The following is a 25045-nucleotide window of genomic DNA, read 5'->3' as shown; positions in this document are numbered from 1 at the left end:
GCCCACATTGTAGTCCAGAGGAGAACCCGATGACCGAATATACTGTGCCTGTTGCCATTGATGTAGAAGCCGAGCTGGAGCAGATCGCACGGCGGTACAAGAACGCAGGCGGCGTCGGGATCAACGTGCTGAATTTGATAGGCGGGCAGGCCGAAAGCCTGCTGGACAGGTTACCCAAATCTGTGCGCGACCAGTTGGAGGCCGCCACGGTGCGCGCACTGGACCACGCAATGGAGGCGGCCCATAAAAGCCGCGCACGCGTGCCTGATCAGGCCTCTTGGCTAAACTCTGCCGTGTCTGCTGCGATGGGGGCTGCGGGCGGTGCTGGCGGTTTGCCCACCGCTCTGGCCGAATTGCCCGTGACTACCACGCTTTTGCTGCGGGTGATCGAGGGGGTTGCGGTGGAACACGGCTTTGACCCCGAGCTTGACTCGGTTCGGTTTGACTGTGTTCAGGTGTTTTCGGCGGCAGGACCGCTGGCCGAGGATGACGGGTCGGACCTTGCCTTTTTGACCGCGCGGTTGGCGCTGTCGGGCAAAGCGGTGCAAGCGGTGATCCACAAGATCGCGCCGCGCCTTGCCGTGGTGATGGGCCAAAAGCTGGCTGCGCAGACTGTGCCTGTGCTGGGCGCTGTGGCGGGGGCGGCGACGAATTACGCCTACACCAGCTATTATCAGGACATGGCGCATGTGCATTTTGGTCTGCGCAAGCTGGCGATTGAGGCGGATGTGCCGCCCGAAGAGTTGAACAAAAGGCTGGCCGAGAAAATGCGCAGCGTGGTCAAGGCATAGGCTAAAGCCTTGTCACAGCGGGCTATTTGGGCCAATGTGGGCGGATATCCGAGGAGTGCTGTCGATGTTCCGCCTGTCCGTTATTATGTGCGCCTTCGCCGCCTTTACCCTGCCTGCCTTCGCAGAGGTACGTTTTGGCAATAACGTGCGGATTGGTGGCAATGACGTCTCTAACCAGACGTTCACCAAGCAAAAGCGCGGCAAGTTTATCATTCACGAAAAAGCACCCAAAAACGCGGGTTGCGCGTGGCGCAAGAATTCGGATGGATCGCGCACCAAAGTGTGCAACTTCCAACGCAAAAAGACCAAAGAATCCCGCTAATCTAACGGCCCACACTGGTGGGCGCGATTGTCGTCGACTTCAGCACGGCAAAGCACGATGTGCCGACGCGCAGGCCCAACGCCTCGACGGCGCGGCGGGTAATGCGCGCAAGGATGCGCTCTCCGCCCACATCCAGCGTAACGGCCACTCCGGGTCCGGCCCCTTCATGCAGCCCGACGACACTGGCCGCGAGGATGTTGAGCGCGCTGATATCCGTGGGCCGCGTGCGGGCGATCATCACGTCCTGTGCCTTGATCCGCAGGCGCAGTTTTGCGCCGACGGGGGCAGCTACGGTCGGCAGGACAAGCGTGCCTGCGCGTAGTTTCAGGGTGCTTAGTCCGTCCGCATCATGGCTTTGCACAACTGCTTCAATCACCGATCCCGCCTCGCGCACGCCAAGCAGTGGCACGGCGGCGGGGTTGGACATTACCTCGCGCAGCGGGCCTTGGGCGGCGATGCGCCCGTCTTTGAGCAGTACCAGCGTGTCGGCAAGGCGGGTAATCTCGTCCACCGCATGGCTGACATAGAGAATGGGCAGACCCAGTGGGCCATCGCGCAACTGTTCCAGATAGGGCAGAATCTCGTGTTTGCGCGCGGCATCCAGACTGGCAAGCGGCTCGTCCATCAGCAACATGCGTGGCGCGCTGAGCAGGGCACGGCCCAAGGCCACACGCTGTTTTTCGCCGCCCGAAAGGGTGTTTGGCGACCGCTCTAACAGAGCGGCGAGGCCCAGCAGATCAATCACCGCGTCGCGTGGGACATCCGCGTTGCGCGGGGCATAGCGGGTGCCAAAGTCAAGGTTTTGCGCCACGCTGAGGTGCGGAAACAGGCGCGCATCTTGAAATACGGTGCCAAAACGGCGTTTGTGCGGGGGCATGTGCAGGGCGCTTTCGGTGTCCATCAGCACTTCGCCCGCCACCTCTAGCCGCCCGCGATCGGGGCGCAGCAGGCCCGCGACGGCATTGATGATCGTGCTTTTGCCTGCCCCTGACTGGCCGAACAGGGCAGTGATGCCCGCGCCTGCATTTAGCTCCAGATCAAGGGAAAAGCCACCAAAGCTGTGGCGCAGCGACAATTTCACTGGGCACCCCCGATGCGGGTCGCCACACGGCGGGCCAACGCTTCGGAGGCAAATATCGCGCCGAAAGCCACTGCACAGGACAGCAACGCCATGGCTGCTGCCGCCCCTTCACCGCCAGGAATTTGCAAGGCGGTCCAGATGGCGATTGGCAGGGTTTGCGTCTGGCCGGGGATATTGGCGACAAAGGTGATGGTGGCTCCGAATTCGCCCATCGCCTTGGCAAAGCCCATCACGGCGCCCGCAAGGATACCGGGCGCGATGAGGGGCAGGGTGACGCGGGCAAACACTTGGGCGCGCGCAGCACCCAGCGTGCCTGCGGCTTCCTCCAGCTTGGGGTCCACCGCTTCGATGGCAAGGCGCATGGCGCGCACCATCAACGGAAAGCCCATGACGATGGCCGCCAGCACAGCGCCTGTCCATTTGAACGCCAGCGTGAGCCCGATGGTGGCAAGGGCCGCACCCGCAGGGGCGCTGGGCGAAAAGAGGACCAGCAGCACATAGCCCGTGACCACAGGGGGCAAGACCAGTGGCAGATGCACCAGCGCGTTGAGCACGGATTTACCGCGAAACTCCCACCGTGCCAGTATCCACGCCACCCACAGGGCCAGCGGCACAGCGATGACTGTTGCCCAGACCGCCACCCAGAGCGACAGACGCAGCGCGTCCCATGCGACGGCATCAAGGGTCATGGGGCAAACCCGTGCTTGGCAAATGTTTGGGCAGCTTGGGGCGTGGTGAGATGGGCCACAAATGCGCGGCCAGCCGCTGTTGCAGCGGCGGCGGGATAGCGGATCGGGCTATGGGTTGCAGCGGGGATGTCATAGACGATGCGCACCCGCGGCTCTGCCACAGCGTCCGAGGCATAGACCACGCCCAAGGGGGCCGCCCCTGCGGCCACAAGGGCGAGGGCTGCGCGGACATTGTCGGTCTCGGCCAGTTGCGGGGCCAATGCCTGCCATGCACCAATGGAGGTTAGCCATTCGCGTGCGTATGTTCCGGCAGGTACGCCATCGCGCTGGCCCATGGCAATTCGCCCGCCATTCAAGGCGGCCGTCAGGCTGGCGGTATTGGCCTGCGCGATATCTGGTGCATCTGCTGCGCCCACGACAACCAGACGCCCGCCCGCCACATCCCGTAGGCTGTCAGGCAGAACGAGGTCTTGGGCCTGCATCCAAAGAGCCCAATCGCGGTGTGCCAGCACCACCACATCCGCAGGCGCGCCCGCTGCCACCTGCCGCGCCACTGTGCCCGATCCCGCAAACGAAAGTGTAACCTTATCGGGATAGCTTTGGGCGATATCGCTCAGGGCGTCGCGTAGGGAGGCTGCGGCAAAAACCGTAACAGGCTGCGCCAGCGCAGGCAGGGCAAACCACAGGCTTGCGAAGAGAAGGGAAAACACGCGGCGCATATGGCGCAGACTATCCGCCAACGGGCGCAGCCCCGCAAGAGGCGGCAAGGCTGGTCATGGCAATGAACTAGCGGTATAATCAGAAAAAAAGCAGTTAGAGGCGAAACAGTCGCACGATGAGCAACCAGATGCCGATCTCCCTGCATGGTGGGACAAAAGACAGCGCGCGCACGCAGTTTGCCGCCCTTTGCTGGCGCAGGCAGCGCGGCAAGGTGCAGGTGCTGTTGGTTACTTCACGCCGCCGCAAACGCTGGATCGTGCCAAAGGGCTGGCCGATGGACGGCAAGACACCGGGTGAATGTGCGCTGATCGAAGCGTGGGAAGAGGCGGGTGTGATTGGCCATCAGGGTGAGGATTGCATCGGGGTCTATTCCTACGAGCGTTTGCGCGAGGGGCAGGATACAACCCCCTGTCTGGCCTTGCTTTATCCTGTAAAGGTACAAAAAGTTGCCAAAAAATTCCCTGAGGCGCGTGATCGCCGCCGCAAATGGGTGTCGCGCAAGAAAGCCGCGCGGATGGTCAAGCACCGCGAGCTGGGCCGTTTGATAACAGGCTTCAAGCCGCCCAAGAAAGAAGTGGTTTCTTGACCCGCCGCCCCGTGATGCCACATTGTGATGCAGGCCAACGAGTATCTTGGGGGTAGTATGATCCGTTATGCGCTGAAATGTCCGGAGGGGCATGTGTTTGACAGCTGGTTCCAGTCGGCAGCGGCGTTTGACGCCCTGGCTGCTGCGGGGCATCTGAGCTGTGCGGAATGTGGTGCGCGCGAGGTCGAAAAAACGCTGATGGCGCCCAAAGTGGTCAAGGCCACAGCACCCGTTGCAGCCGCCCGGCCCCAAGACGCGCCACAGGCGCCCGAAGGTCCGCCATCGGATCATGCATTGGCCGAAATGCGCCGCGCCGTTGAGGAAAACGCCACCTATGTGGGCGGAAATTTTGCCGAGAAAGCGCGCGAGATGCATGCAGGCACCGCACCAGAGACGTCGATTTATGGCGAGGCGAATGCTGCCGAGGCACGCGCGCTGATCGAAGAGGGAGTGCCTGTTGTGCCGCTGCCGTTCAAGCCGAAACAGAAATTGCAATAACGCCTGCCGCATCCCCGTGAGGCAGGAAAAAATATGCAGAACAAGGATTTAGACATGGCAGTAGTAATTACAGGCGCAAGCCGCGGCATCGGTCTGGGATTGGCCGAGCATTACCGCGCCCAAGGCATCGATGTGTTGGGCACAGGCCGTTCCGTTACAGCGGATATCACGCTGGACGTGACCCAGCCCTCAAGCCACACTGAAATGGCCGAAAAGCTGGGCGATCGCGCGGTGGAATTGCTGGTGTGCAATGCAGGCGTATTTCTGGACCGTGGCAACGATATTGATACCGGCTATGGCGTTGATCTCTGGGCGCAGAGTTTTGCAACCAATGTCACGGGTGTTTTCCTGAGCATTCAGGCGCTGCTGCCGCATCTGCGCCGCGCTGGCAATCCGCGGATCGCCATCATCTCGTCCCAGATGGGGTCGAGCGAGCGGGCAGGCGGGGCCAGCTACATCTACCGCTCGTCCAAGGCGGCTGTGCTCAACCTTGGGCGTAACCTTGCGCTTGATCTGAAAGACGAAGGTATTGCCGTGGGCATCTATCATCCTGGCTGGGTGCAGACCGACATGGGCGGCGAGGCCGCAGCGATCACGGTGGAACAGTCGGTTGCAGGGCTGACCGCGCGGTTTGCCGCCCTCAACCTTGAGACAACGGGCTGTTTTGAGGCATGGGACGGCGCCACACTTCCCTACTGATCTTGCGTCTGTTCCCCCGCTGGCGTAAACGCGGCGCAGCGTGACAAAGGCGCGGTAAGATCGGGGGTCTGATGCCTGTATTGGTTATGAAATTTGGTGGCACATCGGTGGCCACACTTGACCGTATCCGCCGTGCGGCCAAACGCGTGGGCGTCGAAGTGGCCAAGGGCTATGACGTGATTGTCATCGTTTCGGCCATGTCGGGCAAGACGAACGAGCTGGTCGGCTGGGTTGGCGAGACATCGGCGCTGTATGATGCGCGCGAATATGATGCGGTTGTGTCATCGGGCGAGAACGTGACAGCTGGCCTGATGGCGCTGACCTTGCAGGAAATGGACGTACCCGCGCGCAGCTGGCAAGGCTGGCAAGTGCCGGTGCAGACCACGTCGGCGCACTCGGCTGCGCGGATCGAAGATATTCCGCCCGCAAACATCATGGCAAAATTCGCCGATGGCATGAAGGTCGCCGTGGTTGCAGGGTTTCAGGGTGTCAGCCCCGAGGGCCGCATCACCACGCTGGGGCGCGGCGGGTCTGACACGACAGCTGTGGCTTTTGCAGCGTCCTTCGGGGCCGAGCGGTGCGATATTTATACAGACGTGGACGGCGTCTATACCACCGACCCGCGGGTCGAGAGCAAGGCGCGCAAGCTCGACAAGATCAGCTTTGAAGAAATGCTGGAACTGGCGAGCCTTGGGGCCAAGGTTTTGCAGACGCGCTCGGTTGAATTGGCGATGCGCTACAAGGTCAAACTGCGCGTGCTGAGCAGTTTTGAAGAACAAAGCGACGGTGCTGGTACGCTCGTCTGCGACGAGGAGGAAATCATGGAAAGCAATGTAGTGGCAGGCGTGGCGTTCAGCCGTGACGAGGCAAAGATGACGCTGGTATCGGTCGCTGACCGCCCGGGCATCGCTGCCAGCATCTTTACCGCGCTCAGCGATGGTGGTGTCAACGTGGACATGATTGTGCAAAACATCGCCGAGGAAGGCCGCACCGACATGACGTGGTCGTGCCCCGTAGATCAGGTGAAACGCGCCGATGCGGCCATGCAAAAAGCTGCAGATGACGGTGTGATCAACTATCAGGAACTGATCGCGGACGAGGGCGTTGCAAAAGTTTCTGTGGTGGGGATCGGGATGCGCAGCCACACGGGTGTTGCCGCCAAGATGTTCAAAGTGCTGTCGGATGAAGGTGTGAACATCAAAGTCATCACCACCTCCGAGATCAAGATCAGCGTATTGATCGACCGCAAATACATGGAGCTGGCCGTGCAGGCGCTGCATGATGCGTTCGAGTTGGACAAAGTCGCCTAAGCCCTTTTTTCGTTTTTGTCGTCCGTATCCAGTAGATTTGTTGCCTTGTATTGCGGCAAAATCCGCTCTGGTCTGTGCCATTCGCTCTGGCTGTGCATTTGCCTCTCCCCATTCGGGCGAGCGAGGTTTATAAGCAGCTTTGAGCATAGACTGGCTTGAGCATAGGCTGGCTTGAACAAAAATTGGGAACGCCATGCAAGAACGTACAGAAAGCGACAGTCGCAAGCTGTTGGGCCGTCTGCGGGATGCGATGGCAGGCGATGACGAAGGTCAGGCGCGGCTGGATAAAATCACCCATCTGATCGCCACCTCGATGGGGTGTGAGGTCTGCTCGATCTATCTGTTCCGTGACGAGGATACGCTGGAGCTTTGCGCCACCGAGGGTTTGAACAAGGACGCCGTACACCAGACGCGCATGAAGATGGGCGAAGGTCTGGTGGGCCGTGTGGCCAAACGCCGCCGCGTGATTAATACGCCTGATGCGCCACAGGCCAAGGGCTTTCGCTATATGCCCGAAACGGGAGAGGAGATTTACTCCAGCTTCCTTGGTGTGCCGATCCAGCGGTTGGGCGATACGTTGGGCGTGCTGGTTGCGCAGTCCAAAACCGCACGGGAATTCAACACAGACGAGGTTTACGCGCTGGAAGTGGTCGCCATGGTGCTGGCCGAGATGACAGAGCTGGGCGCATTTGTGGGTGAAGGGGCCGCCATGTCGGCCCGCCACAGCCAGCCGGTGCTGATGCGTGGCACGGTGGCCCAGGAGGGTGTGGCCGAGGGTCATATTTGGCTGCATGAGCCGCGTGTCGTCGTCTCCAACCCCATTGCGGATGACCCCGATCGTGAGGCACAGCGCCTGACCGAAGCTGTCGATACCCTGCGCCTGAGCGTGGACCAGATGCTTACCATGTCTGCGGGCGACAAGGACCAGCAGGAAGTCATCCAGACCTACCGAATGTTTGCCAATTCCAAAGGTTGGATGAACCGGATGCAGGCGGATATCACCCAAGGCCTGTCCGCCGAGGCGGCGGTGGAAAAAGAACAGTCGCTGGCCCGCTCGCGGATCGGACAGTCTGCCGATAGCTACATGCGCGAACGTCTCAGCGATCTGGACGATCTGAGCAACCGTTTGCTTCGGATTCTGACAGGGCAGGGCAGTGATACAGGCGCCGAGATGCCAGCCGACCCGATCCTGGTCGCGCGGAACATCGGCCCTGCAGAGCTGTTGGAATACGGGCGCAGCCTGCGTGGTATCGTGCTGGAGCAGGGATCGGTCGGCAGCCATGCGGCCATTGTGGCGCGTGCGCTGGCAATCCCGCTGATTGTGCATGCGGGCCGCATCACCAACGAGGCGCTGAACGGCGATCATGTGATGGTGGACGGGGAACAGGGCGTGGTGCATCTGCGCCCCGATGATATGGTCGTTACGGCCTTTCGCGACAAAATCGCCATGCAGGCTGCTGCGCAGGAACGCTATGCCTCGATCCGTGACAAGCGGGCCGAAACAAAATGCGGCAATACCATAGGCTTGCATATGAATGCGGGCCTGATGGCGGATCTGCCTTCGCTGCAAAACTCGGGGGCAGAGGGGGTGGGCCTGTTCCGCACCGAACTGCAATTTCTGGTACGCAACCAGATGCCGCGCCGCGCGGACCTAAGTGTGCTCTACAAACGTGTGCTGGACGCCGCACAGGGCAAGCGGGTGGTGTTTCGCACCCTCGACATCGGCTCGGACAAAGTGCTGCCCTATATGAAGCCCAACGACGAGCCGAACCCCGCATTGGGCTGGCGCGCGATCCGTGTGGGGCTGGACAAGCCCGGCATCATGCGGATGCAGTTGCAGGCGCTTTTGCGCGCCGCAGATGGTGGGCCGCTGACGGTGATGTTCCCCTTTGTCGCACAGTTCGAGGAATACCGCGCCGCACGCGCGCAACTGGACAAGACCATCGCCGCCGAGGTGAAGCTGGGCCACAAGATACCGTCAAAGATCGAAGTGGGCGCGATGCTGGAGACCCCCAGCCTTGCCTTTGCGCCTGACAAATTTTTTGAGGAAGTCGGGTTTTTGTCCATCGGTGGCAATGACCTGAAACAGTTTTTCTTTGCCGCCGACAGGGAGAACGAGCGTGTACGCAAACGCTATGACACGCTGAACGTGAGTTTCCTGACCTTTCTTGAGGGCATCGTGGAACGCTGTGACGCCACTGGCACGCCCTTGTCGTTTTGCGGCGAGGATGCGGGCCGTCCCGTTGAGGCACTGTGTTTTGCCGCAATTGGTCTGCGTACCCTTTCCATGCGCCCTGCCTCTATAGGACCAGTGAAAAGCCTGCTGCGGCGCTGTGATTTGGGGGAAGTCCGAGCGGTGATCGAAAAGGCGCGCACAGATGGCGACATGTCGGTGCGCCCTGCGATCATGGAGTACCTGCGCACGCAGTTCTAGCCGCTAGCGGCGCGACAGGACCAGCCCGCCCAACTCGCGCAGCAGCTTGGCCTCCATCGCTGCGGCATAATCCTCAAATCCCAAGGCGGTTTCTATAAATGCGTCGGGGCCGAGGATGACTTCGGCACGGAAATAGGCGCTTAGCTCGGCTATTTCGATCTGGCGCACATCGCCTGTTGCGGGATCGTCCGCGCCGATTACCAGCGCGTTTATCGTGATGCCAGCATCTGCCAGTTGCGGTTTCACGCTGCGGGGGCGGGGACCAAGGTTGCTTTTGCCGTCGCCCGAAATATCCAGTGTTTTGCGCCAGCAGGTACTGCGCTGCGCCAGATGTTGCGCGCCACGCATCATCGCCACGCCCAGTGCGGTGCCGGGGGTGGCATCGCTCCGCCGCTCGACCGTGCCAAGGGTGGCAATCACGCTGTCCAGTGCCGCTGCTGTGCTGATCCGCGTCCATGGCACCAACGTCACGTTGTCCTCTGGTCCGCTCCACTCATAGACCAATATCTCAACAGGTGTTTCCGGCTGTTCCAGCAAGGCCGCGCGCACTGCTGCACTGTTCAGGGCCTGCGCCAGACCGCCCATCTGCAGGCGGTATTCGCGCGCATCCACCGATCCCGATACATCAAGCCCCAGTGCCAGCGCCTGACGGCAAGCGGCCTGCGCGGGAGCAGCGATTGCGCCGAGCAGCAGCGCCAGAAGGGCCGCGCGCATCGGTTTCATCCTGCATCGCCTTGTGTCTCGAGCGCGCCAATGGCGGGTGGCGCCAATTCACGTTCCAATTTGCGGCGCATCGCGCGCTCGTAATCGGCAAACCCGTCTGCCACCACCACAAAGGCACCGGGGCCGTGCATCACCTCGCCTTGGTAAAAGGCAATCAGCCCGACCTCGCCCTCGAAATCAGCGGCATTCACCACCAGACCGTTGACCGTGACGCCCTGAAACGGAAATTCGCGGTAGGCACTTGCGGGGGGAAAGCCCTCGTTGCTGATGCCATCCCCCGCCATATCCAGTGTTTTGCGCAGACATGCAGGCGCACGCGCCAGCAGATTAGCGCCATAGCCCAAAGCATAGCCCATGGCGGTCGGGAAATCATTGTGGCTGCGCGTGGAGGCGGCCACGGTTTCGGCAGCGCCGATCAGGGCGGCGGGGCTGTCTATCATTACCCAATCAAGGATCATTTCCTGATTATAGCGGCCTGACCACTCATAAACGGCCAGCGCCACAGGCAGATCACCCTCGAAAAACGCCTCTTGCACCTCGGGCGCGGTAAGGGCGGCGACGACGCCGCCGCGTTGCAACGCATCCTCGGCCGCGTCGACCGAGCTGGACACATCAATAGCCAAGGCCAGCGCCAGACGACATTCAATCGCGTGGGCGGGCAGGGCGGCACAGGCCAGCCCTGCGGCAATGAGGCTTGCGCGGATCACCAGTGGCCAGTGTTGCCCATCGACGTCCAAGGCTCTGCCGGTTCCAGCGCATCACCTTCTTGCAACAACTCGACCGAGATGTTGTCGGGCGAACGGACAAAGGCCATGCGCCCGTCATGGGGCGGGCGGTTGATGGTCACGCCATTGTCCATCAGATGCTGGCAGGTCTCATAGATATTCTCGACCGTATAGGCCAGATGCCCGAAATGGCGGCTGTCGGACGGCAGGCCATCATCGCCGTCCCAATTATAGGTCAGCTCAACATCCGCGTGGCCATCGGCCATGTCAGGGGGGCAAAGGAACACCAGCGTAAACCGCCCGCCTTCATGGTCGATGCGCCGCCGCTCGATCAGGCCCAGCAGTTTGTAGAACGCGATGGAGGCATCGAGGTCTTTTACACGCACCATCGTGTGCAGGTATTTGATTGGCATGGGGCAGGCTCCTGTCAGGGGAATTTAACTCTCTGCTATATCCTAGCACCCTGCCGCCCCTTGTCGAGACGCAGTGCCTAGAACGAAGAGGCGATCCCGATGCTCAGCCCGACACGGTTCACGTCATAAAGGCCGATGTTGCTGTCCGTGGTTGACGCACTGAGGCTGACGGTGGGGTTGAACCCGTAATAGTCGATCTGTTTGAAGGTCGCTGTGACCTCTGCTGCGACCTGAAATTCGCGGCGGCCTGACGGGTCATGGGGCGACACATCATAGTCGCGAAAGCTGGTGCTGATCCCGAATTGCAGGCGCGTACCCATCACATCACGGCCCAGCACATAGCCAGAGCGCAGGCGCAATTCGTCATACTCCAACCGTTCCAGATCGGCGCGGGTCGAGGTGACGGCGACGCCCAGATAAAGCCCATCGCCGTTGGCGAGAGCACGGCTCATCCCTGCGCTCAGGCTCATGACGTGCTGGTCACTGCCGCCTTCGCTGCGCCGCTTTTCGGCGGCGGCGCCAAAATCATATTTGGTGGTCTGGTTGGCGTAATAGGTTTGTCCTACGCGCGCGCGCAGGTAGCGGTTATACCGCTCGCCGCCATAAAAGCTCTGTCCCAGATCGGCGCTAAGGCTGAATTCGCCGCGCTTGTCGGCGCGCAGTTGCTTATAGCCATACCCCAGTTCCAGCGTACCATAGGCAAAATCGCTGCCTGTCAGGTTGTTCGCTTCTTCGCCGCGCGCCACCCGTGCTGCATCATCCGCCGCCAGATCATCCTTGGAGGAGCTGGACAGGTGGTAGGTGCGGTACGACAGGCCCAGCCGCAGATCATGGGCGGTCCGTTCTGTCTGGTGGAAGCGGTAGCGCGATTGCACCTGCACGCCTGTCTCGATCCCGGAAAGGGCTTGGCTGGCAGCGCCAAGGGCAATCTCGCCCGCGCCATCAATGTTGAACGGGTTTGTCAGTTGGTACAGCAGGCTGGAGCTGTCGCGCGAGGAGCCGTTGTTGATATTGCTATTGGGGGCCAGCGTGAATGACAGATGCGTCCGCCACTGGTTCTGCCGGCGCACATATTTGAAATCCCGCGCGGCGCGGGCGGCGTGCCGCTCGCTGGGGGCGATTTGCGCGGCACGGCGCAGCCACAACTGGGCGCGCGTCCGCTTACCCTGCGATGAGAGCGATTGCGCCATCAGCATGGCGGCGGCGAATTTGTGATTGTCGCTTTGTGCCGCGCGCCATGCGGTGCGGGCGGTGGTCTGTGCTGTTGTATACTCGCCCCTAGCGCGCAGGGCATGGGCACGGATCAGCAGCGCCGTGATATCCATAGGATCGCGCTGCAACAATGCATTGGCAAAGGCGAGCGCGCGGGCCGTGTCGCCATTGTGCAGGTTCAGCTCTGCTGCCATGCGCATCTGGGTAACGTCGAGGGCGATCTGGTTTTCCTGAGTGCTGTCAGCAAGGGCGAAGGGGGCTGCGGCGTATCCCGCCGCAAGCCCCACCACCAGCATGATAGCGCGCTGTGCCCTGCGCCTCATGGCCGTGTCGGCACGTCTCGGTAGACGATAAAGCCGCTGGTGTCGCGGCTGATTGTCTCGGTGTTCTCGGATTCGAGAACAAAGACGCCGACAACCTCATCGGGGTTTTCGCCTGATACGATGGCATAGAAGGTGCCTGTCTCGTACACACCGCCCGTTGAGAACTGGCTTTGGATTTCGGTGATGATATCACCGTTGTTGTCGAGCACGTCAGGCCCCACGACAAAGACCGCATTGGGGATCGCGGTGACATCCTCGCCCAGCTCGTTGGCCACGCGGGAGGTGACGTCATTGCCATCCAGATCAATAATGCGGCGGTTGGAAACCGTCCCTTTTACACCGTCGCCGCGGATGGTTGCCCCATCGTTGAAATCGTCAAAGTCGATGTCGAGGGTCACGTCGCCGGTGGTGTATTGCAGCCCGCCTGCATTTTCGAAGTCCCGCAGGCCTGCGGATTTGCCCCTAAAGGTCGCCTGAAGCGTGTTGGGCAGGCTCACGGATGTGTCGCGCTGATAGATGAAGCCGCCAAAGCCGTAGTTGACGTAGCTGCCGGTGCGCACGATCGCAAATTGCGTGGTGGGGCGAACTGTACCATCGCTGTCTGTGAATGAATTACGGCTCTGCCCGTAGACGGCGCGATAGACAAATTGGCGGATTTCGTCGTTGTTGACGGGATCGACGGCTGTTTCCAGCCCCTCGTAAACCGCGAATTCACCGTTGCCGTCGGCATTGGTGTTCAGGCTGCTGACAATTGTCCCGCGGTTATAGGGCGCGTCCCCGTCGAAGGCGAGGTTGTCGACGGAAAAGGTATCATCGGCGCTGTTGTAGGAAATGCCGGTGGCAAAGCCGTTGCCCGCATCTGCGCCATCGCCATCAACTGTCGGTTCGGACCTGAACAGTGATTCGCCGGGCGAGGGGGAGGCTGTCCCGGGAGGGATGCCATCGCGGTTGATTCCCGTTCCTTCGCCGTCCCCGATCACTTCGCCATCAGGCACATCAGGATCAGGCGTTACAGGTTCGTCAAACGGGTTCCCGCCGCTGCATGCGGCCAATCCCGCAACCAACGCGAGGCTGATAATCTGGTTTTTCAATATTCTGCCCTCGGATACGCAAAGCGTGCTGTTTTGAGGGACAATCGCCGCAGCGCACCGCCCTTGTCAACGCCGTGTGACCCTGCGCCCTATTTAACCCTCGCACCATGACGAAAATGCAATACCGTATATGGCGTTCACGCTGACGCAACTACCAGATATAGTCGGCTACGAATCCCCGTGACAGGAAAAATCATGCCCATCAGCCCAGACCAACAAGCCGAGATCGACGCCCAGCGAGCCACCGCAAAACCCACTCTGCGTGCGGTTTCCGAAGGGATGGAGGCGCATCTATATACCGCGCACGAAGTTCTCGACCACGGATTTATTCGCGTCATCGACTATATGGGCGATGATGCCGCTATCTGTCAGGCCGCGCGCGTATCTTACGGTAAAGGCACCAAATCGGTGCAAAACGACGAAGGCCTGATCCGCTATCTGATGCGCCACTGGCACAGCACCCCCTTCGAGATGTGCGAGATCAAGCTGCACGTGAAACTGCCCGTCTTTGTCGCCCGCCAGTGGATCCGCCACCGCACCGCCAACGTTAACGAGTACTCGGCCCGTTATTCGATACTGGATCGCGAATTCTATATTCCCGAAGCCTCTCACATTAACGCGCAGTCGGTCGTCAACAACCAAGGCCGCGGCGGTGTGCTGGAAGGGGCGGAGGCGGCGCGTGTGCTGGAAATCCTCAAATCCGATTCCAACCGCGCCTATGACCATTACGAGAGCATGATCGGCGAGACAGGCCCCGACGGAGAGCCCCAAGACGGCCTCGCGCGGGAGCTGGCACGCATGAACCTGCCCGCCAATATCTATACCCAGTGGTACTGGAAGGTCGATTTGCACAACCTCTTCCACTTCCTGAGGCTGCGCGCTGACAGCCACGCCCAGTATGAAATCCGCGTCTACGCCGATGCCATCTGCAAAGTGGTGGCCGATTGGGTGCCAGCGGCCTACGGCGCGTTTGAGGACTACCGTTTGGGTGGGGCTACGCTATCGGGCAAGGCGCTGGATTGTTTGCGGCGGATGCTGAAGGGGGAAGAGGTCACGCAGGAGAATAGCGGGATGAGCAAGGGGGAGTGGAGGGAGTTTGAGGGGGCGATTAGGTGAGTGCTTTTTCACAATGCCGAATATTATCCGATGTGGAAATTGACTATGCAATTTCGATAAATATACCTTCCGATGTAGCGTTACACGAGCATAGAGATTGTATAAGAATAGCCTATGGGTGGTTGGACGCACAAAAGAAACGCGCCAATATTAACAGGATAAGCACATTTCCTCTTAAACATATAATCGAAAGCTGGGGAAAAAGGTATGTTTCACAAGCAGACGTGGAAGTTGCAGCAAGTCTTCACCCTCACATAAAGGGAAGTTATCCATATTATAACATCAGTGCTAGTTTGATCAAACCAAGTGAAGGCAGGTTAATTAACATCGGTGAAGCTGGGAAACATCAAGATTATGTCCGTTACGATGACAGCGAGTTTTACAGGTATTCTGAATAGGTGATTTGTAGGGTGCGCATTTACTGCGCACCGTGCGCCATTGCCCGCATACGCACCGTCCGACCTTTGCCCGCATACGCACCGTCCGCCCTTTAACCCACGCATCGGTGCGCATAAATGCACACCCTACGGCCCGCGATGATCGCGGTGCCATGATGAATATGGCCAATCGCGGACATCATCCACCAACCCGTGCTTCACTGGATTGTGCCAACAATACGCGATGTGGTTCTCGAAATCGGCGGCATCGCGGATGTGGTGCTCCCAGAACCGGCGTTGCCAGATGCCCTTCTCGCGCCGCGCGATGTGGCTGGGTCTGCGTGGCCCCTTCGGCAACTGGCGTGAAAACTGCGCTTTGATCGCTTGCACACGCTGGCTGTAGTCGGCGTCCCCCTTTGGCAGGGTCCAGACGCAATGCATGTGGTCTGGCAAGACAACCCAAGCCTCAACCCTGAAGGGCCGCGCCGCCATCGTCTTGCGCACCGCTTGGCGCAGAGTTTCTATCCGCTCCACAAGGGTTGATGATCCACGTTGCGCCAGATTGATGGTCAGAAAAACACGCGCGCCTTCATGACGGGGTCGAATATAATTCGACATGCGGGCATGATAGCGGCGACATGGTTAACAAAGATTGAGACGGGCTTGTGTTTTGCGCGCGCCGCGACACAAGGCATACGCCATCCGGTATACGAGCCGTGCACACATGGCCCCACGGTTTTCCTCGCAACACCTATCCCATTTCGGGGAAAAAGCTGGACTTGCCGCAGCACCTCGGCAAAACTGATGCAACAGCAGCAAAAACCCGAGGTATATCATGCTCAAATTCAATGGATTAGTGATCGCCGCCGCTTTTGGCGTCATGGCCACCCTGCCGCAGGCGGCTCAGGCAGAGGTCAAGATTTACCCCTACAAATCCTCGGCCAATTATTGCCCTGCAGGTTTGCAGCCTGTTTCGATCAACGGCACGATTTGTTGTGGTACGCCCAACACGCACACCAGCTATCAATCGGCCATGGCGCATCCCGTCGCCAAAAAGAAAGTGCACAAGGTCCGCCACAAGCCGCGCCGCGCGCGCAGCCATTGCGCCATTGGCACCAAGGGCTGCACCTTCGACTAATGCACTAGAATAATTGATCTTCCCCGACGCATTACACCGTGGTCGGGGAGGAACATTTACAGCAGGGTGATGTCTGACGCCATCTGCCGCCCGTCGCGGCCCTCGGCCATCTCAAAGCTGACTTTCTGGTCATCCGCCAGCCCCGTCAGGCCTGACCGTTCCACCGCGGAGATGTGGACAAACACATCATTGCCGCCACCCTCAGGGGCGATAAACCCATATCCTTTGGTCGTGTTAAACCACTTTACGGTTCCCGTTGGCATTTAATTCACGCCTCCTCTTGCAGTACCTTCCCGCGCGTCGCCGCGGAGCCTGCGGCACACACGGATGCGCGGCCCAGACCCTTAAAATAATTGTGCAATGACGCGAAAAATCAAGGACTAGGGGGGAAAAATTCGTTATTCCCTACCAAAGCGAACGCAACTTGGGGAAAAATTAAGCATGATCACGCTATATGGTCTGAAAAATTGCGATACCTGCCGTAAGGCATTGAAAGAACTGGATGATGTCGTTCTGGTGGATGTCCGCACCGATGGTGTACCCGCAGAAATCCTGCAAAAGGCCCATGCGCAGTTCGGCGAAAAACTGCTCAACACGCGCTCGACGACATGGCGTGGGCTATCGGCGGATGAACGGACCGAGCCGCCTTTGGAGCTTATCGCCCGTCACCCCGCCCTTATGAAGCGCCCGCTGATTGTTGCGGGCGACACGATGTCTTTGGGGTGGACAGCACAAACCGCAGATCAGGTCCGCGCGGCGGGCTGATCTTTGCGCAATGCGCGGTCGAAAGAGATCGGGCCTGCGCCTTTGATGACCAGCACCAGCAGGGCAAAGACCCAGAAGGCGCGTTGGTCCATGATGATACTGTCCGGCACCTTGTCGAACCACGCGCCCAGCACTTTGGGGTCTGCCCAGCCGCCATGGCCATACAGATCGGTCAGGGATTGCAGGGCGATAAAGGCGATCATACCAAGCGCGGCCAGTCGTGTGAAAAGCCCCAGTACAATCAGGGCAGGCAGGATGAATTCGGCCCAAGTTCCAGCGAGAACAAACAGCTTGGCGAACAGGCCGAACTGGCTGCTGTCATATCCTACCGCCTCCATCATGCGTGGGAAGATCTGGACGTAGGCACCGGCGGAAGGGGAGAAGATACCGGCAAACCCGTCGCCCAGTTTGGTCAGGCCTGACAGCCAGAAATACATCAGCAGGATCGCCGCAAACAACAAGCGCGCCAGCGTGGGCAATAGCCAGTCGGCTTGCTCGAGTCGTTCTGTGGTGGCGCGGTAGAGAGAGAGAAGGGCGGTCATTCAGATGTCCTTTTGAGTTTTGCAAAATGCCTGCGATTGGAGCGCGAGGGTAAGTGTTGCTGCGAAATCGAAATCAGGTGCTGCGGCAGTTGCCGTCTCGACGGCAGGGCCGATGGGTTGGGTTTGCAGAGCACCCAGCCATGTGGCGGCACCTGTGGGCAAAAGATGCACTTGGGGATCAAACTCAGGCCGCGTGATAAGCACCGCCTGTCCTGTCGGACGCGGCGCCGGAGCGTCCGTGTCACGGGCGCGCTGCCACAGATCGTAAAGAGGCCAGCGCGAGCGGATAATTCGTGTCGCCGGTGCCGCTGTGAGATGTAGGGTGGCAAGTTGTTCGGGCGCTTGTTGCAGCACAGTCGGGTCAAATGGCGCTGCATCGGCGGCGTGGTAAGACGCACGGATCGCCAGATCCAGCCGCGCTACATCTCCTAGATAGCCGAGATGGGCTAAAGGCTCAAAACCTTCAAGAAACGCAGGAAATTCAAAGCCATAGTGCATCATTAGCGGCGTTTTGGGAGGGTGGGCGCGCACGAACATGGGCACGAGGCTGTCGAAATTCTGTTGACCCAGCAGGCTGCGCACCGAGGGAAAGGCGACCTTCATCGCCTCGACCAGCGAGACGGTGACGTTGTTGCGGTAAACAGCGTAACGGCGGCCTGCTGGTCCGCCTTGGGCGTCGATCAACCCTTCAGGCACGGGGACGGATGCCTCTAACAGTGCGGCGCGAAATTTTGATTGGGTAACGTGTGGCATCACTGGGCGGGGATGGATGTGAGGGCTGTGGCGGCACGTGCGGCTTCGCTGCGCAAGATTTGCCATTCTGGCACGTCTGTGTCCCATTCGACCAGCACGGGTCTGGGGCCGCTGCGGGCCAGTGTATAGTCCAGCAGTGCCCAAACAGGATCAACCACAGCTGCGCCATGGCTGTCGATCAGCAAGGGCGCACCGTGATCGTCCTCATCCTCGTCGTGGCCGCCGACGTGGATTTCGCCAACGGCGTCCAATGGATAGGCATCGATGTAGGCTTGGGGGCTGAGATTGAGGTTTGTGGCGGAGACAAAGACGTTGTTCACGTCGAGCAGCAGGCCACAGCCCGTCTTGCTGACCAGCGCGGCCAGAAAGTCGGTTTCGGAATAGGTGCTTTCGGCGAAAGCGAGGTAGCTGGAGGGGTTTTCCAGCAGCATCTGGCGGCCCAGTGTGTCTTGCACTTGGGCGATGTGGTCGGCCACGCGCGTCAGGGTTGCGTCGGTATAGGGCAGGGGCAGCAGATCGTTCAGAAACTCGGCCCCGTGTGTCGACCATGCAAGGTGTTCGGAAAAGCTGGCGGGGTTGGTGCGGTCAAGCAGGTGGCGCAAACGGGCGAGGTGATCTGCATCCAGCGCTTGTTCTCCGCCAATGGACAGGCCGACGCCGTGAGTTGACAGGGCAAAATGCTCGGCCAAGGCGCGCAGTTGGGCGTGCGGGCGGCCGCCATCCCCCATATAGTTTTCCGCGTGAACTTCGATCCATTGCACAGGCCCTGGGGCGGCGATGAGATCGGTGAAATGTTGGGGTTTGTATCCCACGCCGATGGCGTTTGGCAGCGGGGCTGCGGGGGAGGATTGGTCAAACATATCAGCGCCCTCCGGTAGTGGGTGGTGAGGCAGAGCAGAGCCGCGTGAACAGCTCTGCTCCGGTTGTTGGCTTATGCAGGCAGGTCACGGTCCTGCGGCTCAAGCGAGCCTTTACGCTCGGTGCCGTCTGCCATGGCGGGCAGGTCGATCGTGGTGCATGTGCCTGCGTCGACCAGCGTCCATGCGTTGCCCTGATAGTCGGTCACGGATGTGCCAGCGCATGTAGTGCCGGGACCGGCGGCGCAATCATTGGCGCCTGCAACGGACACGCCATAGCATTTCTCTTTGGAGGCGGCTTCGGCTGTGGTGGTTGTGGCACCTGTCATGGAGGCAGCAACAACGCCTGCAATGGCGAGGGTTTTCATGGTTGTGGACATCAGGTCTCTCCTTGGTTGGGTCTTTGATTGTCTTGGTAAGGACAGTTAAACAGGCAGTGCGCCCAAAATCTACTCACGAGGCAGTGTGTCACAGCCACGTCAGGATTTCCGCCGCTTTCTGTGTCAAATTCAGGGGGATTTTGCCGTTTTCGCGGTGTTTTGTAACAAAACGGGGGGCGCATGGCCCCCCGATCACGGTAATTGTTACAAAAGGTCTGGCGAGGTTGCCTCGATTTTCAGGGCGGCTGTAACATCGTCCAGCGCCTGCACCGAGGTTTGCTTTTCGCCCAAGCGGCGGACGGAGACCGTACGCTCCTCAACTTCGCGGTTGCCCACGGCGAGGATCACGGGAACCTTGCCGACCGAGTGTTCGCGAACCTTATAGTTGATCTTTTCGTTGCGCTTGTCAGCTTCTGCACGCACGCCCGAAGCAATCAATGTGGCGACAACTTCATCCACGTAAGCATCGGAGTCTGATGTGATGGACGCCACAACCACCTGACGCGGGGCCAGCCAGAAAGGCAGTTTGCCTGCGTGTTCTTCGATCAGGATGCCGATGAAGCGCTCGAACGAGCCAAGGGTCGCGCGGTGCAGCATCACGGGGCGGTGCTTGCCGCCATCCGCGCCGACATAGGTCGCGTCCAGCCGTTCGGGCAGGTTGGGGTCAACTTGCAACGTACCGCACTGCCATTCGCGGCCAATCGCGTCCGTGAGCGTGAACTCCAGCTTGGGGCCATAGAACGCGCCCTCACCCGGCAGCAGCTCGAACTCATAACCTGCCGCGTTGCACGCATCGCCGAGGGCTTTTTCGACGCGGTCCCAGCTTTCCTCGGTGCCGACACGCTTTTCAGGGCGGGTCGAGAGTTTGATGGTCCAGTCGTTAAAGCCCAGATCACTATACACAGACGCGAGGAAGGCGATGAATTTCGCAGTCTCGTCGACAATCTGGTCCTCGGTGCAGAAAATATGCCCGTCATCTTGGGTAAAGCCGCGCACGCGCATGATGCCGTGCAAAGCGCCTGACGGCTCATAGCGGTTGCAGCTGCCAAACTCGGCCATGCGCAGGGGCAGGTCACGATAGCTTTTCATGCCGGTGTTGAAAATCTGCACGTGGCAGGGGCAGTTCATGGGTTTGAGCGCATTGACGGTCTTTTGGGCTGCATGCTCTTCATCGACCTCGACGATGAACATATGGTCCTGATAGTTCTGCCAGTGGCCGCTGTCTTCCCACAGCTTGCGGTTGACGACCTGCGGTGTGTTCACCTCGACATAGCCGTCGGCGCGTTGTTTGCGGCGCATATAGTCCTGCAACTGCGTATAGACCATCCAGCCGTTGGGGTGCCAGAACACCTGACCGGGGGCTTCTTCCTGCATGTGATAGAGGTCCATCTCGCGGCCCAGCTTGCGGTGATCGCGCTTGGCTGCTTCCTCCAGCATGTTCAGGTGGGCGCGCAGCTTTTCCTTGCCGGTAAAGGCCACGCCGTAGATGCGTTGCAGCATCGCGCGGTCACTGTCGCCGCGCCAGTATGCGCCTGCGATGGACATCAATTTAAAGCTGTCACCGGGGACCTGTCCTGTATGTTGCAGGTGTGGACCACGGCACAGGTCTTGCCAGTCGCCATGCCAGTACATGCGCAGCGGTTCGTCACCTGGAATGGCCTCGATCAGTTCGACTTTGTACGGCTCACCCAAGTCTTCGTAGTGCTTAATCGCGCGGGCGCGGTCCCAGACTTCGGTGCGCACAGGCTCGCGTTTGTTGATGATTTCTTTCATCTTCTTCTCGATCAGACCCAGGTCTTCCGGTGTGAAGCTCTCCTTACGGTCAAAGTCATAGTACCAGCCGTCTTTGATGACAGGGCCGATGGTGACTTTTGTATCGGGCCAGATTTCCTGCACTGCACGCGCCATAATGTGTGCCAGATCGTGGCGCACCAGCTCGTTGGCTTGGTCTTCGTCGGCCATGGTGTGGATGGCGATGCTGGCGTCGGCGTCGATGGGCCATGCCAGATCGAAATGCGCGCCGTTCACCGTGGCGCTGATGGCTTTCTTGCCAAGCGATTTCGAGATATCGGCCGCGACTTCGCCCGCAGTAATACCTGCGTCGTAGTGTCGTGCGGAGCCATCGGGAAGGGTAAGTGCGATCTGGACCATGCGGGTCTCCTCGTCGGTTTGGCGCCTACGAGACGCCCGGTTGCGGGTTTATGTGAGCGCCGTTTTGACCGCAGGTGCAGGCCTCGTCAAGAGGCGCTGCGCGTGACGGGCTGGAACCGTGCGGATAGTGTCAAATGTATCAGCGCAAGGGCCGCGCCCGCGCCTGCACCGAGCCCCAGGGATGTCAGCCCGTAGCCCAAGATCAAAATACCGCCCAAGGCCGAGCCGATGGCGGCACCCACATAGATTGCAGCCGCGTTGAGCGCGAGGACGACAGGCGCGCGATGGCCTGCAAGGTTGATGAGGCGGGTCTGCTGGGCGGCCATGAATGACCAGCTGCACATCGCCCAAAGAAATGCCAGACCCATCAGCTTTGCCTCTGCCACCGGCAGCAGTGAGAACATTGGCATAATACATATTTGCACCAGACAGAGGCTTGTGAGCGTTATCCGCCAGCCAAACCGGTCGGATAGATAACCACCCATGACATTGCCGATCACAGCGCCCACGCCAGAGATCATCAGCACCAATGCGATGCCGTCGCGTCCAAAGCCCATTGTCGCACTTAGCAGCGGGGCAATGTAGGTGAACAAAATATACTGCGAGCCGATGAAGGTGGCGGTAAAGCCGATCGCAAGCATCAGACGCCCGTCGCCCAGCACATCGCGCAGATCGCTCATGCTGACAGGCTGAAACCGCAAACCCGGCGGCACGCGTGTCCAGATCAACCACAGGCAAGGCAGCGCTATTGCTACCACCAGTCCAAAAGCCCAGCGCCAGCCAAAGGTATATGCGATCCAGCTGCTTGCCGGCACGCCGATGACCTGACTCATCGTGAGGCCGAAAAAGACGGCTGCCAGCACCCGCGCGCGTTGCTCTGCGGGAAAAAGGGCGGCTGCGACAGCGGCAGCCAGCGGCGTGAATATCCCCGCACCCGCAGCCGCCAGTACCCGCGCCAGATTGAGCGTCGCCATGTTGGGCGCAATGGCCGAGACGGCTGCTGCAAGGGCGAACATGCCAAAACCGATGGCCATGATACGCCGCCGCCCGATCTGGCCTGTTATGGCCACCAGCAGCGGCGACAGCAGCGCGTATGCAACTGCATAGGCGGTCAGCAGCTGGCCTGTTTGCGCGGTGCTCAGGTCAAGATCTGCGCCAAGGGGTTCCACCAGCCCGATGATGCCAAACGCGCCAATACCGATGACAAAATTGCACAACGACAGGGTCGGGATCAAAAAGCGGTCTGGGGGCGTTGTGTCCATGACCAGCGATGTATCACCCACAGGGTACAGGACAACAAATTATAAAATGCCGTTGCGGCACAGCAATGGCGATGACGTAACCGAACGAGGACACCCGCATGCCCGAAACCACTGTCGAGACGACTTTTCGAACCATAACGGGAACGCAGGAAGTTTCCGGTGGTGCGGCCCACAAGAACGAGGCAGCGAACGGTCTGCGCCACATTGCAGCCCTGAGCATGAGCAAAATCGCGGACGGGCTGATTGACCCCAAACTGGTGCTAAGCTGGCTGGTGACGGCGCTGGGCGCGCCCGCTGTCTATGCAGGCGCGCTGGTGCCGCTGCGCGAGGCGGGCGCGTTGCTGCCACAGATCGCGCTGGCAGGCTGGGTGCAGGGCATGGCGCAGCGCAAGTGGGCGTGGGTGATTGGTGCCGCAGGGCAGGGACTGTGCGCAGGGCTGATCGTGCTGGCAGCCCTTACGCTGAGCGGTGCTGCGGCGGGGCTGGCGATTGGCGCGGCCTTGGGGGCGCTGGCGTTGTTTCGGGCGGTCTGCTCGGTCTCCTACAAAGACATTCTGGGCAAGACGGTGGGCCAGACACGGCGCGGCGCAGTCACGGGTATGGCGGGCTCTGCCTCGTCCATCGGGGTATTGGCGTTTGCGGCGCTGTTGATGACAGGGGTGTTGCAAGAACGAGGCGCGATTGTTGCGGCCATCGGACTGGCTGCTGTTTTGTGGGCATCGGGTGCGTTGGTTTTATCTTCGCTGAAAGAAGAACCAAGCGCGGCCGAGGGCGGGCTGACTGCTTCATTTGATGTCCTCAGAGACAATCCGGTGCTGTGGCGGTTCATCATTGTGCGCGGCTTGCTGGTGTCCACCGCTTTGGCACCCCCTTACTTCGTGGTGCTGAGCGGTGAAGAGGGCGGGACGCTGGGTGCGTTGGGTGCATTGGTGCTTGCTTCGGCAGCGGCCTCATTGCTCAGTTCCTATGTCTGGGGGCGGATGTCCGACCGCTCAAGCCGTCGCGTGCTGATATGGGCGGGGGTCAGCGGTTCGGGCGCTATCGGTATGGGGCTTGTACTGGCGCAATTGGGGTTTGCGCAGACAGTTTGGGCAATGCCGTTGTCGTTATTTGTCTTGATGATTGCCTACCATGGTGTGCGGCAGGGGCGTTCGACCTATCTTGTCGATATCGCTCCCGAAGATCGGCGCGCGGCCTATGCCGCTGTGGCAAATACCGTGATTGGGATGTTGTTGCTGGTTGCCGGAATTGCGGGGGGCGGTGCTGCACTGCTGGGACCGCAAGCCTCGCTGGTGCTGTTTGCAGTCATGGCCATTGCAGCGGCGTTTGTGGCGCGCGGCCTGCCCGAAGCGGAGGACGGTTGAAACAAACAGCCCCATGGGCCACACTCCAACCTGAACATGAAAGGTTCTCACATGCCTAAATATAACCGGAATTTCGACCTTACCCTTGCGGATATTGATATGATCGAGGCCGCGTTGCGCGTGGTGAAACGTGATCTTTCGCTGGGGCGGGAAGGGTCGCGCGCGCTGTTGCCAGCGGTTGAAAACGACGACCCGGTGCGTGAGATTGATGATCTGCTGGGGCGGCTTCATAATCAAAAGACATTCTACCGCCCCAACGACGAACCCTACGTCAGCGGCTAGATCGCAGCGAATACCGCAAAGGCCATGACCAGACAGCATAACCAATCGGCCGGAACGATCGTGGGCGAAGTGGTATGCGCGCAATGCCTCTAATATACCCTGCTGCATGTGCGACCTGCAGCCAGAGCAGTACGATCTACGTTCAATAGGTGATTGTTCGAAAGCTATCCGCACGGTCCACTCAAGCGCGGTGCAGCGCTCGATTGGCGATACGAAAGAAGCCGTATGGCGCATCTGCGGGTAAATCGTCTGCCCCTGCGCGGTGCATTTTGGATATGGTGGAACATGAAATGATAGGCCGCCATCCGCGCAGATGTTTCACCACGCCAAAGCGCGACATCTCAAGCAGTTCCGTCAGATCGGCCAGCATTGCCCAACCTTAAGGCGCAAAGCATCCCGCGGGGTGCGGGTGACAAGGTCGTCACGTGACAATATGGTCAC

30 protein-coding genes are annotated in these 25045 nt (G+C 60.0%); 13 read left to right on the top strand and 17 right to left on the bottom strand.

From position 1 onward, the window contains the following. Positions 1 to 29 precede the first annotated feature (29 nt). Positions 30 to 791, top strand: coding sequence for an EcsC family protein (locus Q0903_RS10820; protein ID WP_299028889.1), 762 nt, complete (start codon positions 30 to 32; stop codon positions 789 to 791). 64 nt (positions 792 to 855) lie between these two features. Next, the gene (locus Q0903_RS10815; protein ID WP_299415140.1) at positions 856 to 1113 is read left to right on the top strand and encodes a hypothetical protein; all 258 of its coding nucleotides are present in this window, start codon (positions 856 to 858) and stop codon (positions 1111 to 1113) included. 1 nt (position 1114) lies between these two features. Here the strand turns inward: Q0903_RS10815 and modC are convergent, their stop codons facing one another. From modC to modA, 3 genes are read right to left on the bottom strand one after another with little or no spacing between them, the layout of a single operon-like run. Beyond that, on the bottom strand, positions 1115 to 2194 hold the full coding sequence (modC, locus tag Q0903_RS10810) for a molybdenum ABC transporter ATP-binding protein (protein ID WP_299415138.1): 1080 nt from the start codon (positions 2192 to 2194) through the stop codon (positions 1115 to 1117). Continuing rightward, positions 2191 to 2883: a molybdate ABC transporter permease subunit gene (gene modB, locus Q0903_RS10805; protein WP_299415136.1), complete on the bottom strand. Its 693-nt coding sequence runs from the start codon at positions 2881 to 2883 to the stop codon at positions 2191 to 2193. The genes modC and modB overlap by 4 nt, the downstream gene beginning before the upstream one ends. After that, positions 2880 to 3650 (bottom strand): molybdate ABC transporter substrate-binding protein, encoded by a 771-nt coding sequence (gene modA, locus Q0903_RS10800; RefSeq protein WP_299415135.1) that lies wholly within the window; start codon positions 3648 to 3650, stop codon positions 2880 to 2882. Before modA ends, modB begins: the two co-directional genes overlap by 4 nt. A 68-nt stretch (positions 3651 to 3718) precedes the next feature. On the opposite strand from modA, the gene Q0903_RS10795 reads away from it, so the two are divergent. The 5 genes from Q0903_RS10795 (at position 3719) to ptsP (ending at position 9130) form a co-directional block, all read left to right on the top strand. Further along, the gene (locus tag Q0903_RS10795) at positions 3719 to 4189 is read left to right on the top strand and encodes an NUDIX hydrolase (RefSeq protein ID WP_299415133.1); all 471 of its coding nucleotides are present in this window, start codon (positions 3719 to 3721) and stop codon (positions 4187 to 4189) included. A gap of 57 nt (positions 4190 to 4246) precedes the next feature. After that, the gene (locus Q0903_RS10790) at positions 4247 to 4687 is read left to right on the top strand and encodes a DUF1178 family protein (RefSeq protein ID WP_299029842.1); all 441 of its coding nucleotides are present in this window, start codon (positions 4247 to 4249) and stop codon (positions 4685 to 4687) included. Between the two features lie 54 nt (positions 4688 to 4741). After that, positions 4742 to 5386, top strand: coding sequence for an SDR family oxidoreductase (locus tag Q0903_RS10785; RefSeq protein WP_299415131.1), 645 nt, complete (start codon positions 4742 to 4744; stop codon positions 5384 to 5386). Positions 5387 to 5457: 71 nt separating this feature from the next. Then, positions 5458 to 6696: an aspartate kinase gene (locus tag Q0903_RS10780; protein WP_299415129.1), complete on the top strand. Its 1239-nt coding sequence runs from the start codon at positions 5458 to 5460 to the stop codon at positions 6694 to 6696. 193 nt (positions 6697 to 6889) lie between these two features. Beyond that, positions 6890 to 9130, top strand: coding sequence for a phosphoenolpyruvate--protein phosphotransferase (ptsP, locus tag Q0903_RS10775; protein ID WP_299415128.1), 2241 nt, complete (start codon positions 6890 to 6892; stop codon positions 9128 to 9130). A 3-nt stretch (positions 9131 to 9133) separates the two neighbouring features. Here ptsP and Q0903_RS10770 read toward each other — a convergent pair whose 3' ends face one another. The 5 genes from Q0903_RS10770 to Q0903_RS10750 all read right to left on the bottom strand — a co-directional run bounded on the left by Q0903_RS10770 (position 9134) and on the right by Q0903_RS10750 (position 13617). Then, positions 9134 to 9844, bottom strand: coding sequence for a DUF1194 domain-containing protein (locus Q0903_RS10770; RefSeq protein WP_299416052.1), 711 nt, complete (start codon positions 9842 to 9844; stop codon positions 9134 to 9136). A gap of 5 nt (positions 9845 to 9849) precedes the next feature. Next, positions 9850 to 10542 (bottom strand): DUF1194 domain-containing protein, encoded by a 693-nt coding sequence (locus tag Q0903_RS10765; protein ID WP_299416049.1) that lies wholly within the window; start codon positions 10540 to 10542, stop codon positions 9850 to 9852. 14 nt (positions 10543 to 10556) lie between these two features. After that, entirely contained in the window at positions 10557 to 10991 is a 435-nt protein-coding gene (locus Q0903_RS10760; protein ID WP_299028917.1) for a VOC family protein, read from the bottom strand. A gap of 77 nt (positions 10992 to 11068) precedes the next feature. Continuing rightward, positions 11069 to 12526 (bottom strand): surface lipoprotein assembly modifier, encoded by a 1458-nt coding sequence (locus Q0903_RS10755; RefSeq protein WP_299415126.1) that lies wholly within the window; start codon positions 12524 to 12526, stop codon positions 11069 to 11071. After that, positions 12523 to 13617: a hypothetical protein gene (locus tag Q0903_RS10750; protein WP_299028923.1), complete on the bottom strand. Its 1095-nt coding sequence runs from the start codon at positions 13615 to 13617 to the stop codon at positions 12523 to 12525. The genes Q0903_RS10755 and Q0903_RS10750 overlap by 4 nt, the downstream gene beginning before the upstream one ends. A gap of 195 nt (positions 13618 to 13812) precedes the next feature. On the opposite strand from Q0903_RS10750, the gene thyX reads away from it, so the two are divergent. Next, positions 13813 to 14733, top strand: a complete 921-nt coding sequence (thyX, locus tag Q0903_RS10745) for an FAD-dependent thymidylate synthase (RefSeq protein ID WP_299415124.1) — start codon at positions 13813 to 13815, stop codon at positions 14731 to 14733. Then, positions 14730 to 15131, top strand: a complete 402-nt coding sequence (locus Q0903_RS10740; protein ID WP_299415122.1) for a hypothetical protein — start codon at positions 14730 to 14732, stop codon at positions 15129 to 15131. Before thyX ends, Q0903_RS10740 begins: the two co-directional genes overlap by 4 nt. A 126-nt stretch (positions 15132 to 15257) precedes the next feature. Here Q0903_RS10740 and Q0903_RS10735 read toward each other — a convergent pair whose 3' ends face one another. Then, positions 15258 to 15728 carry a transposase gene (locus Q0903_RS10735; protein WP_299415120.1) on the bottom strand — a complete coding sequence of 157 codons (471 nt, stop codon included), beginning with the start codon at positions 15726 to 15728 and terminating at the stop codon, positions 15258 to 15260. A 262-nt stretch (positions 15729 to 15990) separates the two neighbouring features. Between Q0903_RS10735 and Q0903_RS10730 the strand changes: the two genes are divergently transcribed. Further along, positions 15991 to 16248, top strand: a complete 258-nt coding sequence (locus tag Q0903_RS10730; protein ID WP_299029848.1) for a hypothetical protein — start codon at positions 15991 to 15993, stop codon at positions 16246 to 16248. A gap of 56 nt (positions 16249 to 16304) precedes the next feature. Here the strand turns inward: Q0903_RS10730 and Q0903_RS10725 are convergent, their stop codons facing one another. After that, positions 16305 to 16511, bottom strand: coding sequence for a cold-shock protein (locus Q0903_RS10725; RefSeq protein WP_299028934.1), 207 nt, complete (start codon positions 16509 to 16511; stop codon positions 16305 to 16307). Positions 16512 to 16692: 181 nt separating this feature from the next. Between Q0903_RS10725 and Q0903_RS10720 the strand changes: the two genes are divergently transcribed. Continuing rightward, a complete protein-coding gene (locus tag Q0903_RS10720; protein ID WP_299416047.1) occupies positions 16693 to 17013 on the top strand; it encodes an ArsC/Spx/MgsR family protein in 321 nt (106 codons plus the stop codon). Here the strand turns inward: Q0903_RS10720 and Q0903_RS10715 are convergent. From Q0903_RS10715 to Q0903_RS10690, 6 genes are all read right to left on the bottom strand, one after another. Then, positions 16992 to 17555 (bottom strand): DoxX family protein, encoded by a 564-nt coding sequence (locus Q0903_RS10715; protein ID WP_299028937.1) that lies wholly within the window; start codon positions 17553 to 17555, stop codon positions 16992 to 16994. The genes Q0903_RS10720 and Q0903_RS10715 overlap by 22 nt on opposite strands. Then, the gene (locus tag Q0903_RS10710; RefSeq protein ID WP_299415118.1) at positions 17556 to 18308 is read right to left on the bottom strand and encodes a DNA-binding domain-containing protein; all 753 of its coding nucleotides are present in this window, start codon (positions 18306 to 18308) and stop codon (positions 17556 to 17558) included. Further along, positions 18308 to 19168, bottom strand: a complete 861-nt coding sequence (locus Q0903_RS10705) for a DUF692 domain-containing protein (protein ID WP_299415116.1) — start codon at positions 19166 to 19168, stop codon at positions 18308 to 18310. The genes Q0903_RS10710 and Q0903_RS10705 overlap by 1 nt, the downstream gene beginning before the upstream one ends. Positions 19169 to 19239: 71 nt before the next feature. Further along, positions 19240 to 19545 (bottom strand): DUF2282 domain-containing protein, encoded by a 306-nt coding sequence (locus Q0903_RS10700; protein ID WP_299028946.1) that lies wholly within the window; start codon positions 19543 to 19545, stop codon positions 19240 to 19242. Positions 19546 to 19749: 204 nt separating this feature from the next. Beyond that, on the bottom strand, positions 19750 to 21696 hold the full coding sequence (gene thrS / locus Q0903_RS10695) for a threonine--tRNA ligase (protein WP_299028949.1): 1947 nt from the start codon (positions 21694 to 21696) through the stop codon (positions 19750 to 19752). Between the two features lie 86 nt (positions 21697 to 21782). Beyond that, complete coding sequence (locus Q0903_RS10690) at positions 21783 to 22958, bottom strand: MFS transporter (RefSeq protein WP_299415114.1); 1176 nt, start codon at positions 22956 to 22958, stop codon at positions 21783 to 21785. A gap of 98 nt (positions 22959 to 23056) precedes the next feature. On the opposite strand from Q0903_RS10690, the gene Q0903_RS10685 reads away from it, so the two are divergent. Both Q0903_RS10685 and Q0903_RS10680 read left to right on the top strand, forming a co-directional pair. After that, complete coding sequence (locus Q0903_RS10685; protein WP_299415112.1) at positions 23057 to 24322, top strand: MFS transporter; 1266 nt, start codon at positions 23057 to 23059, stop codon at positions 24320 to 24322. A 51-nt stretch (positions 24323 to 24373) separates the two neighbouring features. Next, complete coding sequence (locus tag Q0903_RS10680; protein WP_299028958.1) at positions 24374 to 24604, top strand: hypothetical protein; 231 nt, start codon at positions 24374 to 24376, stop codon at positions 24602 to 24604. Positions 24605 to 24785: 181 nt separating this feature from the next. Here Q0903_RS10680 and Q0903_RS10675 read toward each other — a convergent pair whose 3' ends face one another. Beyond that, positions 24786 to 24974, bottom strand: a complete 189-nt coding sequence (locus Q0903_RS10675) for a hypothetical protein (protein WP_299415110.1) — start codon at positions 24972 to 24974, stop codon at positions 24786 to 24788. Positions 24975 to 25045: the final 71 nt, after the last annotated feature.

The organism is uncultured Sulfitobacter sp., from assembly GCF_947502895.1.
GTDB lineage: Bacteria > Pseudomonadota > Alphaproteobacteria > Rhodobacterales > Rhodobacteraceae > Sulfitobacter.
Note: the sequence above shows the minus strand (reverse complement) of the source record. Positions and strands in the feature narration are given on the sequence as shown.

Coding starts and splice junctions, on each gene's coding strand:
- Q0903_RS10820 (WP_299028889.1), top strand. CDS start 30: ATGACCGAATATACTGTGCCTGTTGCCATTGATGTAGAAGCCGAGCTG.
- Q0903_RS10815 (WP_299415140.1), top strand. CDS start 856: ATGTTCCGCCTGTCCGTTATTATGTGCGCCTTCGCCGCCTTTACCCTG.
- modB (WP_299415136.1), bottom strand. CDS start 2,883: ATGACCCTTGATGCCGTCGCATGGGACGCGCTGCGTCTGTCGCTCTGG.
- Q0903_RS10795 (WP_299415133.1), top strand. CDS start 3,719: ATGAGCAACCAGATGCCGATCTCCCTGCATGGTGGGACAAAAGACAGC.
- Q0903_RS10790 (WP_299029842.1), top strand. CDS start 4,247: ATGATCCGTTATGCGCTGAAATGTCCGGAGGGGCATGTGTTTGACAGC.
- Q0903_RS10785 (WP_299415131.1), top strand. CDS start 4,742: ATGGCAGTAGTAATTACAGGCGCAAGCCGCGGCATCGGTCTGGGATTG.
- Q0903_RS10780 (WP_299415129.1), top strand. CDS start 5,458: ATGCCTGTATTGGTTATGAAATTTGGTGGCACATCGGTGGCCACACTT.
- ptsP (WP_299415128.1), top strand. CDS start 6,890: ATGCAAGAACGTACAGAAAGCGACAGTCGCAAGCTGTTGGGCCGTCTG.
- Q0903_RS10770 (WP_299416052.1), bottom strand. CDS start 9,844: ATGCGCGCGGCCCTTCTGGCGCTGCTGCTCGGCGCAATCGCTGCTCCC.
- Q0903_RS10760 (WP_299028917.1), bottom strand. CDS start 10,991: ATGCCAATCAAATACCTGCACACGATGGTGCGTGTAAAAGACCTCGAT.
- Q0903_RS10755 (WP_299415126.1), bottom strand. CDS start 12,526: ATGAGGCGCAGGGCACAGCGCGCTATCATGCTGGTGGTGGGGCTTGCG.
- thyX (WP_299415124.1), top strand. CDS start 13,813: ATGCCCATCAGCCCAGACCAACAAGCCGAGATCGACGCCCAGCGAGCC.
- Q0903_RS10735 (WP_299415120.1), bottom strand. CDS start 15,728: ATGTCGAATTATATTCGACCCCGTCATGAAGGCGCGCGTGTTTTTCTG.
- Q0903_RS10730 (WP_299029848.1), top strand. CDS start 15,991: ATGGCCACCCTGCCGCAGGCGGCTCAGGCAGAGGTCAAGATTTACCCC.
- Q0903_RS10725 (WP_299028934.1), bottom strand. CDS start 16,511: ATGCCAACGGGAACCGTAAAGTGGTTTAACACGACCAAAGGATATGGG.
- Q0903_RS10715 (WP_299028937.1), bottom strand. CDS start 17,555: ATGACCGCCCTTCTCTCTCTCTACCGCGCCACCACAGAACGACTCGAG.
- Q0903_RS10710 (WP_299415118.1), bottom strand. CDS start 18,308: ATGCCACACGTTACCCAATCAAAATTTCGCGCCGCACTGTTAGAGGCA.
- Q0903_RS10705 (WP_299415116.1), bottom strand. CDS start 19,168: ATGTTTGACCAATCCTCCCCCGCAGCCCCGCTGCCAAACGCCATCGGC.
- Q0903_RS10700 (WP_299028946.1), bottom strand. CDS start 19,545: ATGTCCACAACCATGAAAACCCTCGCCATTGCAGGCGTTGTTGCTGCC.
- thrS (WP_299028949.1), bottom strand. CDS start 21,696: ATGGTCCAGATCGCACTTACCCTTCCCGATGGCTCCGCACGACACTAC.
- Q0903_RS10690 (WP_299415114.1), bottom strand. CDS start 22,958: ATGGACACAACGCCCCCAGACCGCTTTTTGATCCCGACCCTGTCGTTG.
- Q0903_RS10685 (WP_299415112.1), top strand. CDS start 23,057: ATGCCCGAAACCACTGTCGAGACGACTTTTCGAACCATAACGGGAACG.
- Q0903_RS10680 (WP_299028958.1), top strand. CDS start 24,374: ATGCCTAAATATAACCGGAATTTCGACCTTACCCTTGCGGATATTGAT.
- Q0903_RS10675 (WP_299415110.1), bottom strand. CDS start 24,974: ATGCTGGCCGATCTGACGGAACTGCTTGAGATGTCGCGCTTTGGCGTG.